16 protein-coding genes and 1 pseudogene are annotated in these 16,614 nt (G+C 61.9%); 12 read left to right on the forward strand and 5 right to left on the reverse strand.

Annotated elements, in window-relative coordinates; all coding sequences use genetic code 11:
* The first annotated feature begins 111 nt into the window (after nt 1-111).
* The 3 genes from LOY35_RS03445 to LOY35_RS03455 all read left to right on the forward strand — a co-directional run bounded on the left by LOY35_RS03445 (nt 112) and on the right by LOY35_RS03455 (nt 2,460).
* Complete coding sequence (locus LOY35_RS03445; protein WP_258630676.1) at nt 112-687, forward strand: YfiR family protein; 576 nt, start codon at nt 112-114, stop codon at nt 685-687.
* Nucleotides 684-1,934 (forward strand): diguanylate cyclase domain-containing protein, encoded by a 1,251-nt coding sequence (locus LOY35_RS03450; protein WP_258630678.1) that lies wholly within the window; start codon nt 684-686, stop codon nt 1,932-1,934. The genes LOY35_RS03445 and LOY35_RS03450 overlap by 4 nt, the downstream gene beginning before the upstream one ends.
* Nucleotides 1,935-2,007: 73 nt before the next feature.
* A complete protein-coding gene (locus LOY35_RS03455) occupies nt 2,008-2,460 on the forward strand; it encodes an OmpA family protein (protein ID WP_258633468.1) in 453 nt (150 codons plus the stop codon).
* Here LOY35_RS03455 and LOY35_RS03460 read toward each other — a convergent pair.
* Nucleotides 2,457-3,404 carry a LysR family transcriptional regulator gene (locus LOY35_RS03460; RefSeq protein ID WP_258630679.1) on the reverse strand — a complete coding sequence of 316 codons (948 nt, stop codon included), beginning with the start codon at nt 3,402-3,404 and terminating at the stop codon, nt 2,457-2,459. The genes LOY35_RS03455 and LOY35_RS03460 overlap by 4 nt on opposite strands.
* Nucleotides 3,405-3,543: 139 nt before the next feature.
* Between LOY35_RS03460 and LOY35_RS03465 the strand changes: the two genes are divergently transcribed.
* Both LOY35_RS03465 and mmsB read left to right on the forward strand, forming a co-directional pair.
* Nucleotides 3,544-5,070, forward strand: a complete 1,527-nt coding sequence (locus tag LOY35_RS03465) for a CoA-acylating methylmalonate-semialdehyde dehydrogenase (RefSeq protein ID WP_258630682.1) — start codon at nt 3,544-3,546, stop codon at nt 5,068-5,070.
* 10 nt (nt 5,071-5,080) lie between these two features.
* Complete coding sequence (mmsB, locus tag LOY35_RS03470; RefSeq protein ID WP_258630684.1) at nt 5,081-5,968, forward strand: 3-hydroxyisobutyrate dehydrogenase; 888 nt, start codon at nt 5,081-5,083, stop codon at nt 5,966-5,968.
* Nucleotides 5,969-6,210: 242 nt separating this feature from the next.
* Here the strand turns inward: mmsB and LOY35_RS03475 are convergent, their stop codons facing one another.
* Both LOY35_RS03475 and LOY35_RS03480 read right to left on the reverse strand, forming a co-directional pair.
* On the reverse strand, nt 6,211-6,555 hold the full coding sequence (locus LOY35_RS03475) for a cupin domain-containing protein (RefSeq protein ID WP_024781087.1): 345 nt from the start codon (nt 6,553-6,555) through the stop codon (nt 6,211-6,213).
* 100 nt (nt 6,556-6,655) lie between these two features.
* A complete protein-coding gene (locus LOY35_RS03480) occupies nt 6,656-7,540 on the reverse strand; it encodes a LysR family transcriptional regulator (RefSeq protein ID WP_258630686.1) in 885 nt (294 codons plus the stop codon).
* 236 nt (nt 7,541-7,776) lie between these two features.
* On the opposite strand from LOY35_RS03480, the gene LOY35_RS03485 reads away from it, so the two are divergent.
* Entirely contained in the window at nt 7,777-8,541 is a 765-nt protein-coding gene (locus LOY35_RS03485) for a sulfite exporter TauE/SafE family protein (RefSeq protein ID WP_258630688.1), read from the forward strand.
* Here LOY35_RS03485 and LOY35_RS03490 read toward each other — a convergent pair.
* The gene (locus LOY35_RS03490) at nt 8,531-8,842 is read right to left on the reverse strand and encodes a putative quinol monooxygenase (protein WP_258630690.1); all 312 of its coding nucleotides are present in this window, start codon (nt 8,840-8,842) and stop codon (nt 8,531-8,533) included. The genes LOY35_RS03485 and LOY35_RS03490 overlap by 11 nt on opposite strands.
* A gap of 196 nt (nt 8,843-9,038) precedes the next feature.
* Here LOY35_RS03490 and LOY35_RS03495 point away from each other — a divergent pair, with 196 nt between their 5' ends.
* Both LOY35_RS03495 and LOY35_RS03500 read left to right on the forward strand, forming a co-directional pair.
* Nucleotides 9,039-9,629, forward strand: a complete 591-nt coding sequence (locus tag LOY35_RS03495) for an NAD(P)H-dependent oxidoreductase (RefSeq protein ID WP_258630692.1) — start codon at nt 9,039-9,041, stop codon at nt 9,627-9,629.
* 183 nt (nt 9,630-9,812) lie between these two features.
* Nucleotides 9,813-10,730 (forward strand): LysR family transcriptional regulator, encoded by a 918-nt coding sequence (locus LOY35_RS03500; RefSeq protein ID WP_258630694.1) that lies wholly within the window; start codon nt 9,813-9,815, stop codon nt 10,728-10,730.
* Nucleotides 10,731-10,978: 248 nt separating this feature from the next.
* Here LOY35_RS03500 and LOY35_RS03505 read toward each other — a convergent pair whose 3' ends face one another.
* Nucleotides 10,979-12,424, reverse strand: coding sequence for a SulP family inorganic anion transporter (locus LOY35_RS03505; protein WP_258630695.1), 1,446 nt, complete (start codon nt 12,422-12,424; stop codon nt 10,979-10,981).
* 361 nt (nt 12,425-12,785) lie between these two features.
* On the opposite strand from LOY35_RS03505, the gene LOY35_RS03510 reads away from it, so the two are divergent.
* The 4 genes and pseudogenes from LOY35_RS03510 to LOY35_RS03525 all read left to right on the forward strand — a co-directional run.
* Entirely contained in the window at nt 12,786-14,135 is a 1,350-nt protein-coding gene (locus tag LOY35_RS03510; protein ID WP_258630697.1) for a GntP family permease, read from the forward strand.
* A gap of 27 nt (nt 14,136-14,162) precedes the next feature.
* On the forward strand, nt 14,163-15,023 hold the full coding sequence (locus LOY35_RS03515) for a MurR/RpiR family transcriptional regulator (protein WP_258630699.1): 861 nt from the start codon (nt 14,163-14,165) through the stop codon (nt 15,021-15,023).
* A 1-nt stretch (nt 15,024) separates the two neighbouring features.
* A complete protein-coding gene (locus LOY35_RS03520) occupies nt 15,025-16,473 on the forward strand; it encodes a D-aminoacylase (protein ID WP_258630700.1) in 1,449 nt (482 codons plus the stop codon).
* An 8-nt stretch (nt 16,474-16,481) separates the two neighbouring features.
* Nucleotides 16,482-16,610, forward strand: a pseudogene (locus LOY35_RS03525) (VOC family protein); the annotation flags it as partial.
* Between the last annotated feature and the right edge of the window lie 4 nt (nt 16,611-16,614).

Here is a 16,614-nt window from a genome sequence, read left to right on the forward strand (position 1 = left end):
GGTTTAATGGCGGCGACTTTTTGTCGGAAGCCACCGTAAGGCGTTGTCTCGCTGGCTTTTTGGCACTGTGCTATCGTTCCGACATTTACTGGACCGATCAAGAGAGTTTCCATGGGTGGAGCTGTTCGGCAAGCACTGCGCGCCAAGGACTGGAGGCATTATCTGCTCGCCAGTTTTTTGTGTTTGCTGTCGCCTGTCCTGGTTGCAGAAAGCCAGGAGCCTACAGGTCACGCGCAGATGCGGGCCGAGGCGGTGACCCAGGTCGTATTGGGCATTCTCAGCTACGCCCGCTGGCCCATAGAGCCTACCCAACTGCAGCTTTGCATTGTCGGGCCGACCCAATACACCGACGATCTGGTCAACGGCACCACCCAGTCCACTGGCCGAACGGTGAACGTGCGGCGTTTGCTGGCGGATTACCCTGGCATCGCCGATGAATGCAACGCGGTCTACGTTGGCAGACTGACCGCCGATGAACACACCCAACTGTTTGCCTCCTTGATCGGCAAACCGGTATTGAGCATCAGCGAAGGCGGTGACCAGTGCACCGTGGGCAGCCTGTTCTGTTTGCGGGTGGGCGATGAACAGGTGGCGTTCGAGGTCAACCTCGATTCGGTCGCGCGCAGTGGCGTACGCATCCATCCGAGTGTCCTGCAGCTTTCACGTCGCAGGTCAGCAGCGCCATGAGTCTGCCAGCCTCGCGTATCCGTCCCACCCTGGGCTCGGTCATCGGCCGCGGCCATCTGATCGTTGCACTGGTGGCGGTGACCATGGCCAGTGTGTCCCTGACTTTGTTGGGAGTGCTTGCATTACGGGTTTATGCCGATCACAACCTGCACTTGATCGCACGGTCGATCAACTACACCGTGGAGGCGGCCGTGGTGTTCGATGACTCGGTGGCCGCCACCGAGGCGCTGGCATTGATTGCCACCACCGAAGAGGTCGCCGATGCGCGGGTATTCAACGAGGATGGCCGTCTGTTGGCGCATTGGCAGCGACCGGAAACCGGTTTGTTGTCGGGGTTGGAGATGCACATCGCCAAGGCATTCCTGGAAAAGCCCATCAGCGTGCCGATCCTTCATCAGGGGCAGGCCATTGGCAGTGTCCACCTGGCGGGGCATGGCGGCAGCCTGTTGCGTTTTTTGCTCAGCGGCCTGGCGGGGATCATCGTGTGCACGGCGGTGAGTGCCTGGGTGGCGTTGTACCTGGCCCGGCGCCAGTTGCGGGCGATCACCGGCCCCCTGCGCAGTCTGGCGGACGTGGCCCACGCCGCCCGCTGCGAACGAGCCCTGGATCGACGAGTCCCGCCGGCTGCCATTGCCGAACTGGATAACCTGGGCAACGACTTCAACGCGCTGCTCGCCGAGCTCGAATCCTGGCAGACCCATCTGCAGAGCGAGAACGAGACCCTGGCCCATCAAGCCAGCCACGACAGCCTGACCGGACTGCCGAACCGGGCGTTTTTCGAAGGCCGGCTGATTCGTGCCTTGCGCAATGCCAGCAAACTCGACGAGCAGGTGGCGGTGTTGTACCTGGACAGTGATCGGTTCAAAGGCATCAATGACAACTTCGGTCACGCTGCCGGCGATGCCGTATTGACGGCGGTGGCGACCCGGGTCCGCGCCCAGCTTCGCGAGGATGACCTGGTGGCGCGCCTTGGGGGTGACGAGTTCGCGGTGCTGCTTGCACCGTTGCACAAGATCGAGGACGCCGAACGGATCGCTGAGAAGATCATCGCCAGTATGGAAATACCAATTCAATTGCCCGGCAATGCCTCTGTGCTGACTTCACTCAGTGTCGGCATTGCGGTCTATCCCGATCATGGCGCCACTCCGGGCGCTTTGCTGCATGCCGCCGACGCAGCGATGTACCAGGCCAAGCGCCTTGCCCGAGGCGGCCAACATTCGACGGGGACGGAGCATCCCGTTGTTTAACTTCAAAACCAGGAGCTGACGCGTGCGTTCATACCCTCAATCTGTCCTGCAACTGTTCATTTCATTTCTGTTCATGACCGTCCTGGCCCTGAGCGGTTGCCAGACGGCCCCGCCCAAAGGCTTGACGCCTGCGCAGATTGCCGTGCTCAAGGAGCAAGGATTCAAACTGACCGAGGAGGGTTGGGCGTTCGGCCTGTCGGGCAAGGTGCTGTTTGGCAGCGACGTAGAAAGCCTGAATGAAGCCAGCACCGAGATCGTCGAGCGAATCGGCAAGGCGCTGCTGGGCGCTGGAATCGAACGGGTACGCGTCGATGGTCATACCGACGCATCGGGTTCCCAGGCCTATAACGATCAACTGTCGATACGTCGGGCCTATAGCGTGAGCAAGGTGCTGATCGGTGTTGGCATGCGCGAAGAAAACGTTCAATCCCGTGGACTGGGCAGCAGCAAACCGGTCGCCTCCAACGACACGGTCGAAGGCCGGACGGAGAACCGTCGCGTGGCCATCGTGGTCATTGCCGACTAATCGGCAAACAGCATCTCCCGGCTCTCGCCCATCAGCAGCGCCTGATTCTGTTCAGTCACGTCTCTGATGTAATCCCACAACAACGTAATCCGCTTGAGCTTGCGCAGATCCTCCCGGCAGTACATCCAGAACTGCCGGGTGATGGTGATGTCCTCCGGCAGTACTGGCAGCAACCGTGGATCCTGGGCGGCGAGGAAGCACGGCAGAATCGCCAGTGAACGTCCTTGCTGCGCCGCCACGAACTGCGCGATCACGCTGGTGCTGCGCAGGTGGGCGCTGGCGTCGGGCAGCACGTTTGCGAGGTAGAGCAACTCCGAACTGAAGGCCAGATCATCCACGTAGCTGATGAACGAATGCTTGCTCAGATCGGACGGACGATGGATGGGCGGATGGCTGTCCAGGTAGGGCTGGGTGGCATAGAGCTGTAGCCGGTAGTCACACAGTTTGCAACATACGTAGGGGCCATGTTCGGGGCGCTCCAGGGCGATGACGATGTCGGCTTCGCGCTTGGAGAGGCTGATGAAGTGCGGCAGCGGCAGGATGTCCACCGAAATGGCTGGATAGGCGTCGACGAAGTGGCTCAGCTGCGGCGTGATGAAGTAGCTGCCGAAGCCTTCCGTGCAGCCCATGCGCACATGACCGGACAACGCGACGCCCGATCCCGACACCTGTTCGCAAGCCATGTGCAGGGTGCTTTCGATCGATTCAGCGTAACTCAGCAGGCGTTGGCCTTCGGCGGTCAGTACGAAGCCGTTGGTCCGGGATTTTTCGAACAGCAGCGTGCCCAATGAAGCTTCCAGCGAGCCGATGCGTCGCGACACGGTGGTGTAGTCGACGCCGAGGCGCTTGGCCGCGGTGCTGGCCTTGCGGGTGCGGGCCACTTCCAGGAAAAACTTGAGGTCATCCCAGTTCAGCGAACCGAGGGAGGTGATGTTTTTTTGCATGATGGACCGGTTTTTATGTGCGTTCTTATTAGAAGTTTGCACATCTATACTCCAAAAATCGTCTCATCACCAAGAGCGTCTTTGCGCCTTGGTTTCTGCTGAATCAACGCTCTCTATAAGAACAATCCCGGAGGCCAGCATGAACGTTTCCCTCACGCCCAGTGACACCACCCTGCAGACCGTCAAACTGTTGATCGACGGCGAGTGGGTTGAATCCCGTTCCAGCGAATGGCACGACATCGTCAACCCGGCCACCCAGCAGGTGCTGGCGAAGGTTCCATTCGCCACCGCCTCGGAAGTCGACGCTGCCATTGCCGCTGCCCAACGTGCCTTCCAGACCTGGAAGCTGACGCCGATCGGTGCGCGGATGCGCATCATGCTCAAGCTCCAGGCGTTGATCCGCGAACATTCCAAGCGCATCGCCGCCGTGCTCAGCGCCGAGCAGGGAAAGACCCTCGCGGATGCCGAGGGCGATATTTTCCGTGGCCTGGAAGTGGTCGAGCACGCCTGCTCCATCGGCACCCTGCAGATGGGCGAGTTTGCCGAGAACGTCGCCGGTGGCGTTGACACCTACACGTTGCGCCAACCGATCGGTGTTTGCGCGGGCATCACGCCGTTCAACTTTCCGGCGATGATTCCGCTGTGGATGTTCCCCATGGCGATCACCTGCGGCAACACCTTTGTCCTCAAACCATCGGAACAGGATCCGCTGTCGACCATGTTGCTGGTCGAGCTGGCGGTCGAAGCCGGTGTGCCGGCGGGCGTGCTCAACGTGGTGCATGGTGGCAAAGACGTGGTGGATGCGCTCTGCACTCATAAAGACATCAAGGCGGTTTCGTTTGTCGGCTCGACGGCGGTCGGCACCCATGTGTATGACCTTGCGGGGCGGCACGGCAAGCGCGTGCAGTCGATGATGGGCGCCAAGAACCACGCGGTGGTGCTGCCGGATGCCAACCGCGAACAGACCCTCAACGCCCTGGTGGGTGCCGGCTTCGGCGCGGCGGGCCAGCGTTGCATGGCGACCTCCGTGGTGGTGATGGTGGGCGCGGCCAGGCAATGGCTACCGGAACTGAAAGCGCTGGCGCAGAAGCTCAAGGTCAACGCCGGGAGTGAGCCGGGCACCGACATCGGTCCGGTCATCTCCAAGCGGGCCAAGGCGCGGATCCTCGAATTGATCGAGAGTGGCGTGCAGCAGGGGGCGAAGCTGGAACTCGATGGCCGGGGCGTCAGCGTGCCGGGCTTCGAGCAGGGTAACTTCGTCGGGCCGACGCTGTTTTCCGGCGTGACCACCGACATGCGGATCTACACCGAGGAAATTTTCGGGCCGGTGCTGGTGGTGCTGGAAGTCGACACCCTCGACGAGGCGATTGCCCTGGTCAACGCCAACCCGTTCGGCAATGGCACTGGCCTGTTCACCCAGAGCGGCGCGGCGGCGCGCAAGTTCCAGAGTGAAATCGACGTTGGCCAGGTGGGGATCAATATCCCGATTCCGGTGCCGGTGCCGTTTTTCAGCTTCACCGGCTCCCGTGGTTCGAAACTCGGTGACCTGGGTCCATACGGCAAACAGGTGGTGCAGTTCTACACTCAGACCAAGACCGTTACCGCACGCTGGTTCGATGATGACAGCGTCAATGACGGTGTGAACACCACCATCAACCTGCGCTAAGGAGTCGGACATGAACATCGCATTTATCGGCCTGGGCAACATGGGCGCGCCCATGGCGCGCAACCTGCTCAAGGCCGGCCATTCGCTGAACCTGTTCGACCTGAACCAGACCGTGCTGGCCGAACTTGCGGCGTTGGGCGGCACGGTCAGCGCCTCGCCTCGCGATGCGGCCCAAGGCGCGGCGCTGGTGATCACCATGCTGCCGGCCGCTGCCCATGTGCGCAGTGTCTGGCTGGGTGAAGACGGCGTGCTGGCCGGCATTGCCGCCGGTACGCCAGCGGTCGATTGCAGCACCATCGACCCGCAGACCGCCCGCGACGTTGCTGCCGCTGCCGCCAAACAAGGCGTGGCGATGGCCGATGCGCCGGTCTCCGGTGGCACTGGCGGCGCGGCGGCCGGCACGCTGACCTTCATGGTCGGCGCCACCGCCGAGTTGTTCGCCACCTTGCAACCGGTGTTGGCGCAAATGGGCCGTAACATCGTTCATTGCGGCGAAGTCGGCACCGGCCAGATCGCCAAGATTTGTAACAACCTGCTACTGGGGATTTCGATGGTGGGCGTCAGCGAGGCCATGGCCCTGGGCGATGCCTTGGGGATCGACACCCAGGTGCTGGCCGGCATCATCAACAGTTCCACGGGACGTTGCTGGAGTTCGGATACCTACAACCCATGGCCGGGCGTGATCGAAACGGCACCGGCCTCCCGTGGCTACACCGGTGGTTTCGGTGCCGACCTGATGCTCAAGGACCTGGGCCTGGCCACTGAAGCCGCCAGGCAGGTTCACCAGCCGGTAGTGCTGGGCGCAGTGGCGCAGCAGTTGTATCAGGCGATGAGCCAGAGGGGCGAGGGCGGCAAGGATTTCTCGGCCATCGTTAACAGCTATCGCAAGCCTCAATAAACTCGAGACGGATCAATGTGGCGGGGGAGTGAGTTCAGTGTCCTCGCCACACGTGCTGTCGATGAATATGTGGGGATTTTCACGGCGGGGGGAGAGGCGCGGTCCAGTGTCCACCCGATACTCGAGACGTATCGAAGTGGCAGGATCAGTGTCGTCAACGTCACGGTGTAGCGGGTTGTGGCACTGCGCTGTGTTCGCATCGGGCGAGCACAGCGCATCGGCCGCAGGCGTATCGAACCGCGTCAGGCAAAGACGAAGTATTTGCGCACGGTTTCAACCACTTCCCAGGTGCCTTTCATCCCAGGCTCGATGACAAAGATGTCACCGGCCCGCAAATGGATGGGTTCCATGCCTTCCGGAGTGATGATGCAGTAGCCTTCCTGGAAGTGGCAGTATTCCCACTTCACGTACTCCACGTACCATTTGCCCGGGGTGCAGATCCAGGTGCCCATGATTTTGCTGCCATCTTCGCTGGTGTAGGCGTTGAGGTTGACGGTGTGCGGGTCGCCTTCGAGCTTCTCCCATTTGCAGGCATCGAGTACGGGCAGCGGATGGGTATCGCGCAGAACGGTGATAGGTGCGGTCATGTGGACTCCGGGCATTGGACGTAATCTGAAGAGGCACCCTATAGACGTCTGCGGTCCTCCAGTTGTCTGTGCTCGACATCGGGCTACCCAGAAACGCAAATCAATGCTCGGACAGATGCACGGCGAGAGCCTTGGCGTAGGCCGGCAACGCTTCGAAATTGCGCGCCGCCAACAGCAGGGCCCGTTGTGCCCAGGTCTCGTGCAGCGGCACGCACCGATACGATGGTCCGGCGGGGCGACGTTCGATGGCGGCCCGTGGCACGATGGCGATACCTGCGCCATGGGCCACCATGCGAATCACCCCATCGAAACCGTCGGCACGAATGCGGATCCGCATGCGCAGCCCGGTGTGCAGGGCCTGCTCCTCGAGGTACACCGCCAGGGCGCTGGAGGCGTTCAGACCGACATAATCATGATTGAGGGTCTCGCTGAAACTCACCACGAGACCGTCGGCCAATGGGTGTTCGGACGGTAGGATCAGTACCAGCGGATCGTTGCAAAAGGGCCGGGTCTGAAGGTCATCGGTGTCGACTGCATCGGAGACGACACCCAGGTCTGCCGCGCCCTGGCGCAAGGCATGGGTGATGCGTGAGCTGGGCAGCTCCTGCAGGTCGATGTCGAGATTAGGATGGTCCTTGAGGAAAGTGGCCAGCAACTCGGGCAGATATTCGCTCATGGCGCTGGTGTTGCACAGCAGCCGTACCCGGCCTTTGACCCCCTTGGCGTACTCCGCCAGATCCTGCTGCAAGTGCTCCGCGTGTTGCAGCAATACCCGGGCATGCTGTGCCAGGGCCTTGCCGGCCGCTGTGGGCGTTACGCCACGGCGCCCGCGTTCCAGCAGTTCGGTGCCCAGGGACGCCTCCATGGCACGGACCCGTGCACTCGCCGCCGCCAGGGACAGATGGCTGCGGGCTGCACCGGCGGTGATGTTGCCGGTGTCGAGGATGTTCACGTAGAGGCGCAGGTCGGTGAGGTCGAAGTGCATGGGTATGGGGCCTGTGCCGGGTTTTGTAGGGCCTGATGGATTGCCTTCGCGAGCAGGCTCGCTCCCACAGTGGCCGATGTGGACTCTAGATTTGTGTACACCCGAAACCCTGTGGGAGCGAGCCTGCTCGCGATGGCGTCAATAGCCCCACAAAGTCTCCAGCCTCTTGCTGAACAAGAGGCTGCCTAAGTATATGGCAGATTTTCAAAACCACCCGCCTGGGCCCAGGATAGCCCATGAACACATTCATCGCTTTTTATCAGAACCTGGGCCCAGCGCTATCCCTGCTGGTCATCGCCACTTTCCTGCTGGCCGGCACGATCAAGGGGGTGATCGGCCTCGGCCTGCCGACCATTTCCATGGGGTTGCTCGGGCTGGCTATGGCGCCGGTGCAGGCTGCCGCATTGCTCATCATCCCGGCCACCTTGACCAATCTCTGGCAACTGGCCTTCGGCGGTCACTTGCTTACCTTGATCCGGCGCTTGTGGCCGCTGCTGCTGGCGATTTTCATCGGCACCGGCCTTGGCACCTTGTGGATCGGCATGGCCGGCGGGCCTTGGGTGGTGCGGGCCTTGGGCGGCGCACTATTAGTGTATGCCCTGAGTGGGCTGGCGCTGCCGACGCTCCGGGTCGGCGGCCATGTTGAGCCCTGGCTCGCCCCGCTCTGCGGGCTGCTGACCGGCGTCATCACGTCCGCCACGGGGGTGTTTGTCATTCCGGCGGTGCCTTACCTGCAAGCATTGGGCTTGAGCAAGGACGAGTTGGTGCAGGCCCTGGGTCTGTCTTTCACCGTTTCGACGCTGGCCCTGGCGGCCGGCCTGTTGTGGCGCGGCGCCCTGGGCGGGGGGGAACTGAGCGCATCGCTGCTGGCCTTGGTGCCGGCGCTGTTGGGGATGTGGCTGGGGCAGTGGTTGCGCCAGCGGATCAGCGCCGTGCTGTTTCGGCGGGTGTTCTTCATCGGCCTTGGCGGGCTCGGCGTTCACTTGCTAATCAGCGGCTAGACGGCGCACTCAGCATCTCGACGCGGCGGATCTCGAAGTCGCGCTCCAGGTAATCCATGCGTTGCTCGAAGAACTGCTTCATGTGCGGCAGATTTGAATGCACGTCCAGGTGGGCCTGGGATTGCCAGATTTCATAGAAGATAAACAGCGTCGGGTCCTCTTGGTCGCGCAGCATGTGATATTCGATGCAGCCCGGTTCGGCGCGACTTGGTTCGACGTAGGCACGAAACAGTGCTTCGAAGGCTTCGGCTTTTTCCGGACGGGTCTTGGCGTGGAGGATGAAACCGTGCAGTTCGCTCATCGCGAGTCTCCTGAGTGACAGTGAGTTGAATCCTACGGCAACAATCGGCTGTTGATTCGTGCTTATAGGTCAAATCAGTTTTGTCGTTGCAGCGCTTATTCCGCGTGCGGCTCATCGGTAGTCTGCCCCCATCATTTCAACCTCCTTTCGGCAGCCCTTAGACGGTGCTCGCCGTGGAACCCGATGAGGCTACCCCATGAAAAAAGTCCTGCTGCTCAACGGTGGTAAACAGTTCGCTCATTCCGACGGCCGCTATAACGCGACCCTCCACGACACGGCCCTCAGTGTGCTGGACCGTGGTGGCCTGGACGTCAAAAGCACGTTCATTGACGGTGGTTACGACATCAAGGAAGAGGTCGCCAAGTTCCTCTGGGCCGATGTCGTCATCTATCAGATGCCGGGCTGGTGGATGGGCGCGCCATGGACCGTGAAGAAGTACATCGACGAAGTGTTCACCGAAGGTCACGGCAGTCTCTATGCCAGTGACGGCCGTACCCGCTCCGATGCCTCGCAGAAGTACGGCAGCGGTGGCCTGGTGCAGGGCAAGCAATACATGTTGTCGCTGACCTGGAACGCCCCGCAGCAGGCCTTCGAGGATCCGACCGACTTCTTCGAAGGCAAGGGCGTGGACGCGGTGTACTTTCCGTTTCACAAGGCCAACCAGTTCCTGGGTATGATCGCCTTGCCGACTTTCCTGTGCGTGGACGTGATGAAGCGCCCGAACATCGAGGCCGATGTGGCGCGGTATGAACAGCATTTGATCGAGGTGTTAGGCCTGGAGGCATGATATTTCAGCGCACATGCGGCTACTATTTTGTGGCGAGGGGATTTATCCCCGCTCGCCTGCGAAGCAGGCGCCGAAGTTGATAACGCGGCCATCCAGGCACATCGCGTGTTGACTCAAGGTCCGCTTCGCGGCCCAGCGGGGATAAATCCCCTCGCCACAAGAGAACAATCGACAGGAATATTTGTGAAAGCCAGATCCGACGAGTTGCAGATATTCGTCTGCGTGATCGAATGCGGGTCGATCTCCGCCGCCGCCGAGCAGGTCGGGCAGACGCCCTCGGCGGTCAGCCGCACGCTGTCCCGACTGGAAGCCAAGCTCGGCACCACGCTGATCAACCGCACCACCCGGCGCATGGATTTGACCGAGGAGGGCCGGTATTTCTTCGAACAGGCCAAAGGCATTCTCGACCAGTTGGAGGCGTTGGAGGAGCGCTTGTCCTCCCGCCAGCAAAAGCCTTCGGGGCGGTTGCGGATCAACGCCGCGTCGCCGTTCATGCTGCATGCCATCGTGCCGCACATCGATGAGTTCCGCAGGCTCTACCCGGACATCCAGCTTGAGCTCAACAGTAATGATCTGATCATTGATTTGCTGGAGCAGAGCACCGACGTCGCTATCCGCATCGGCGCCCTCACCGATTCGACGCTGCATGCCCGCTCCCTGGGTTGCAGTCCGTTGCACATCCTGGCCAGCCCCGCCTACCTGGAGCGGCACGGTACGCCGTCAACCGTCGCCGAACTGGCGGAGCATGTATTGCTGGGGTTTGCCCAGAACGATGGCCTCAACCAATGGCCCCTGCGCCATCTTCACGGTGACCGCTGGCCCATCCAGGCGGCCATCAGCGCGTCCAGTGGCGAAACGGTGCGCCACCTGGCGCTGCAAGGGCAGGGCATCGCCTGCCTGTCGGACTTCATGACCCGCGACGACATCCGTGCCGGCCGATTGAAGGTGCTGCTGGCCGAGGCCAACAGCGGATACCGCCAGCCGATCAACGCGGTCTACTACCGCAACTCTCAACTGGCGTTGCGCATCCAGTGTTTCCTGGACTTCATCCAGGAAAAACTCGCCGAATACGCCCCGCGGGATCTGCAGACTGATTCATGACTTCAAGGCAAGAGTGATTTGGGCAATGTGGGACTGGTTCGCCAAGGATCAGTCTTCGATACCCGCTCCACCGGCGTTTCCATCGCCACCGCGGGCATCAGTCAATGGCTGGTGCGCAACGCCGGCCAATTTCCCGGCCCAACACAATGCCCCTGTGGGAGCGAGCCTGCTCGCGATAGCGTCAGGTCAGTCAATATTGAGCTGGCTGATACACCGCCATCGCGAGCAAGCCCGCTCCCACAGTTTTTTCAGTCGTGATGCACGTCGGCGCGCTTGAGCATCTGTTTGCAGCGCTCCGAGAGGTGGAACACCCGCAGGTGCTTGTCGGCCTTGCTATATCGCTCGCGCAGGGTCTTCAACGCGGCGATGGCCGAGTAGTCGACGAAGCTCAGGTGACGGCAGTCCAGGGTCACCTGAATCGGATCATTCGCCGGGTCGAACTGGTTGAGAAACGGTGTGGTCGAGGCGAAGAACAGCGTGCCGTGCAGGCGATAGAGTTTGCTGCCGTCGGCCTCCAGATGGGTGTCGGCGTAGAGCTCCCGGGCCTGTTGCCAGGCGAAGTTGAGCGCCGCGACGATGATGCCGCACAGCACTGCCACGGCCAGGTCGGTGAACACAGTGATGACGGTCACGGCGATGATGACCAGCACATCATTCGCCGGCACTTTGTTGATCACCCGCAGCGAGGCCCAGGCAAAGGTCTGCTGCGCCACTACGAACATCACGCCCACCAGCGCAGCGAGCGGGATGCGCTCGATCAGGGGCGACAGGAACAAGATGAACAGCAACACCATCACCCCGGCCACCGCGCCGGACAATCGGCCGCGACCGCCAGAGCTGAGGTTGATCACCGTCTGGCCGATCATCGCGCAACCGCCCATGCCGCCGAACAGGCCGGAGGCGATATTCGCCGCGCCGAGCGCCACGCACTCGCGGTCCGGGTAACCGCGGCTTTCGGTGATTTCATCGGTCAGGTTCAGGGTCAGCAGGGTTTCCAGCAAACCGACCATCGCCATGATCACCGCATAGGGTGCCACGATCTGCAGGGTGTCCAGGTTCCAGGGGATGTCCGGTAGGGCGAAGTCAGGTAAGCCGCCGGCGATGTGCGCCATGTCGCCCAGCGTGCGGGTCGGCAGGCCGAGCAGGTAGACCGCCAGGCCGACACCGAGAATCGCCACCAGGGCCGGCGGCACGCTACGGGTAAGGCGTGGCAGCAGGTAGACAACGGCCATGGTCAGCGCCACCAGGCCCGTCATCCAGTACAGCGGTGCGCCACTGAGCCAGGTTTCGCCGTTCTTGAAATGCTCCAGTTGGGCCAGCGCAATGACAATCGCCAGGCCGTTGACGAAGCCGAGCATCACCGGGTGCGGCACCATGCGCACCAGCTTGCCCAGCCGTAACAGTCCGAAAGCCACCATGATCAGCCCACCCAGCAACACCGTGGCCAGCAGGTACTGCACGCCGTGCTGAACCACCAGCGCGACAATCACTACCGCCATCGACCCCGCCGCGCCCGACACCATACCGGGCCGTCCGCCAAACAGTGCGGTCAGGGTGCAGATGATGAAAGCGCCATACAACCCCATCAGCGGGTTGAGGTGGGCCACCAGGGCGAAGGCGATACATTCGGGGAGCAAGGCAAAAGACGTGGTGAGGCCGGCGAGGACGTCGGCGCGAAGGCGTGCTGGTTTCATGGTTTACCTGACTGGGCGCCGGTTGGGAGTCGGCTGCCGGGGGACGTGGTGCAAAAAGCAGAAGGATGGTACGCAATTGCCGGGCGGAGGAACAGTGGGCCTGTGGGAGCAAAGCTTGCTCGCGATCCGGACAATCCAGTCAACAAGGGCATTGGCTGGTCTGCCGCTGTCGCGAGCAAACTTTGCTCCCACAGGCATGAAAGTTCTGCAGTGGATTTTCATGGGGGCTGCTTCGCGATGTCCGTTAGCGACGTTTCTTATCCAGGTACGAAAGTTATTTTCAAAGTGTTTGAAGATCATTCCTTGAAATGATTTATGAGTTTCACAACTCATAGACGTGACCCTGTTCAAGGAGTACCGCATGGCACCTGCTTTCGGTTATTGGCTATTGGTCTACGCGGCCATTGCCATCATCGCGCTGATCGTCCTGATCGCCCGCTACCGGCTCAATCCGTTCATCGTGATCACCTTGGTCTCCATCGGCCTCGCGCTGTTGGCGGGCATGCCGCCGTCGGGCGTGGTGGGTGCCTATGAGGCCGGTGTAGGCAAGACACTGGGGCACATTGCGCTGGTGGTGGCCCTGGGTACGATGCTCGGCAAGATGATGGCCGAGTCCGGCGGTGCGGAGCGGATGGCACAGACCCTGATCGAGCGCTTCGGCGAGCGGAACGCCCATTGGGCGATGGTGTGCATCGCCTTTCTGGTCGGCCTGCCGTTGTTCTTCGAAGTCGGCTTTGTGCTGCTGGTGCCCATCGCGTTTACCATCGCCCGGCGCGTGGGCGTGTCGATCCTGATGGTGGGGCTGCCGATGGTCGCGGGGCTGTCGGTGGTCCATGCCCTGGTGCCGCCGCATCCGGCCGCGATGCTGGCGGTACAGGCGTTCCAGGCCTCGGTGGGACAGACCTTGCTGTACGCGATCCTGATTGGCATCCCCACCGCGATCATCGCGGGCCCGCTGTATGCAAAATTCATCGTTCCGCGCATCCAGTTACCGGCAGAGAACCCGTTGGAGCGACAGTTTCTCGAGCGCGAACCTCGCGCCAGGTTGCCCGGTTTCGGCATCACCCTGGGGACTATCCTGCTGCCGGTGATCCTGATGCTGATCGGTGGCTGGGCCAACCTGATCTCTACGCCGGGAAGCGGCTTCAACCAGTTCCTGCTGTTCATCGGCAACTCGGTGATTGCACTGTTGCTGGCCACTGTCCTCAGCTTCTGGACCCTCGGCCTGGCCCAGGGCTTCAACCGTGAGTCGATCCTCAAGTTCACCAACGAGTGCCTGGCACCCACTGCCAGCATTACGTTGCTGGTGGGGGCCGGGGGCGGTTTGAACCGGATCCTGGTGGACGCCGGGGTCACGCAGCAGATCGTCGGGCTGGCCCAGGAATTCCAATTGTCGCCCCTGGTCATGGGCTGGCTGTTCGCCGCGTTGATGCGTATCGCCACCGGCTCGGCCACCGTGGCGATGACGACCGCCTCGGGCATTGTCGCGCCCGTGGCGATCGGCCTGGGCTATCCCCATCCCGAGTTGCTGGTGCTGGCAACCGGGGCCGGGTCGGTTATCTTTTCACACGTCAACGACGGCGGTTTCTGGCTGATCAAGGAATATTTCAACATGACCGTTGCCCAAACCTTCAAGACCTGGACCGTGCTGGAAACGCTGATCTCTTTGGTCGCCTTCGGCCTGACCCTTGGGCTCGCGCGTTTGCTCTGAGTACAAGGCAACCACACAGGAGCCGTCATGGACATCCTCTACCAGATTCGCGTCCGTCAGGATTCCTTCAGCGCCGGCGAAGGAAGAATCGCCAGGCTGATGCTCGACGACGTAGGATTTGCCGCCTCCGCCAGTCTGGACGACCTGGCCCGCCGCGCCGAAGTCAGCAGCGCCACGCTGTCACGCTTCGCCCGTACCGTCGGGTGTCGCGACCTGCGGGATCTGCGCCTGCAACTGGCCCAGGCCAGCGGTGTTGGCAGCCGGTTTCTCGATCCGGCGGGCGCGCCCGAGCAATCGGCGTTTTATGGGCAAATTGTTGGCGATATCGAGTCGACCTTGCGTCAGCATCTGTCGGCATTCGAAGAAACACGGTTCGCCGATGCGGTGCGGATGCTCGGCAAGGCACGCATGATTCATGCGTTCGGGCTCGGTGGCTGGTCGGCGTTGTGCAGTGAGGAGTTGCAGGTGCGGCTGGTGCGTTTCGGCTATCCGATTGCCGTGTGCCGGGACCCGGTGATGATGCGCATCACCGCCACCTCGTTGAGCGAGGCGAATGTGCTCATCGCTTGTTCGCTCAGCGGCATCACCCCGGAACTGCTCGGTGCCGTTGAGCTGGCGCGCAGTTACGGCGCGGCGATCCTGGCAATCACCCGGGCCGACTCCCCGCTGGCCCGACTGGCCGACGTCGTGCTGCCCCTGCAAGGCGCCGAGACCTCGTTCATCTACAAGCCCACGGCGGCGCGCTACGGCATGCTGCTGGCTATCGATGTGCTCGCGACCGAACTCGCCCTCGCCAACCCTGAAGACAACCAAGAGCGCCTGCGGCGAGTCAAACTCGCCCTGGACGACTACCGCGGCGGCGACGATGACCTGCCGCTGGGAGACTGACATGCTGTACGACACCCTTATCCGTAATGCGCGGGTCATCGATGGCCGCGACACGCCCGGCTACACCGCCGATGTGGCGATTCGTGCCGGGCGCATCGAGCGCATCGGCGACCTCGGCGCGGCCCGGGCGATTGCCGACGTCGACGCTGCTGGCCGCGTGCTGGCGCCGGGATTCATCGACGTGCACACCCACGACGACACGATGGTCATCCGCCAACCGCAAATGCTGCCCAAGCTCAGCCAGGGTGTCACCACGGTGATCGTCGGCAACTGCGGCATCAGTGCTTCACCGGTGTGCCTGCGGGGCGATCCGCCGGACCCGATGAACCTGCTCGGCACCGCCCAGGCGTTCGTTTACCCGCGCTTCAGCGATTATCGTGGCGCGGTTGAAGCAGCGGCTCCGGCAGTCAACGTCGCCGCGCTAGTGGGCCACACGGCGTTGCGCAGTAACCACATGGACGATTTGTTGCGCACGGCCAGCGTGGGAGAAATCGCCGCCATGCGTCAGCAATTACGCGAAAGCCTGGAGGACGGTGCGTTGGGCTTGTCCACCGGCCTTGCCTATGCCAACGCGTTTTCAGCGTCTACCGATGAAGTCATGCAACTGACCGAAGAGTTGAATGCCTATGGCGCGGTCTACACCACTCACCTGCGCAGCGAATTCGAACCGGTGCTCGAAGCCATGGACGAGGCCTTCCAGATCGGCCGTCATGCACAGAGCCCGGTGATTATTTCCCACCTGAAATGTGCCGGTGTCGGCAATTGGGGGCGTAGTCCGCAGGTGCTCGCAGCCCTGGAGAAAGCCGCCAGAAACCATCCGGTCGGCTGTGACTGCTACCCCTACGCGGCAAGCTCGTCGACGCTGGATCTCAAGCAGGTGACCGATGCCCATCCCATCACCATCACGTGGTCGACGCCTCATCCAGCGATGAGCGGTCGTGACCTTGTCGACATTGCCAGCGAATGGGGTGTGCCCTTGCTGGAAGCGGCGAGACGCTTGCAGCCGGCTGGCGCGGTGTACTACGGCATGGACGAAACTGATGTAAGACGTATCCTCGCGCATCCGCTGTCCATGATCGGTTCCGATGGTTTGCCCGAAGACCCGTTCCCCCACCCACGCTTGTGGGGCGCTTTCCCACGGGTGCTGGGACACTTCAGTCGTGACGTCGGGCTTTTTCCGTTGCACACCGCCGTACACAAAATGACCGGTCTTTCCGCGGCACGCTTCGGCTTGAAGGAGCGCGGTGAAATTCGTGAAGGGCACTGGGCGGATCTGGTGTTGTTCAATCCGCACACCGTTCGTGATGTCGCGGATTTCATAGAGCCGCAGCGTGCTGCCGAAGGCATTGATGGGGTGTGGATCAACGGCGTTCTGAGCTACAGCGATGGACAGGCGAACGGACGCAGGGAGGGGCGGTTCCTGGCGAGAGCGGGCCAGGCAGGTTCATGAACAAGGCGCAACTGCTCGCCAAGCCATACGCTTTCGCTCGCCCACGAACCCACGCCATGCCCTGGGGCAGCCAGGACATGACGGTGGTCGATTCGTTTGGGAATCGGGTGGTGTCTACCGATGCGATCAGGGTCTGAATGG

The sequence above is a fragment of the Pseudomonas sp. B21-028 genome, from assembly GCF_024749045.1.
Classification (GTDB): domain Bacteria; phylum Pseudomonadota; class Gammaproteobacteria; order Pseudomonadales; family Pseudomonadaceae; genus Aquipseudomonas.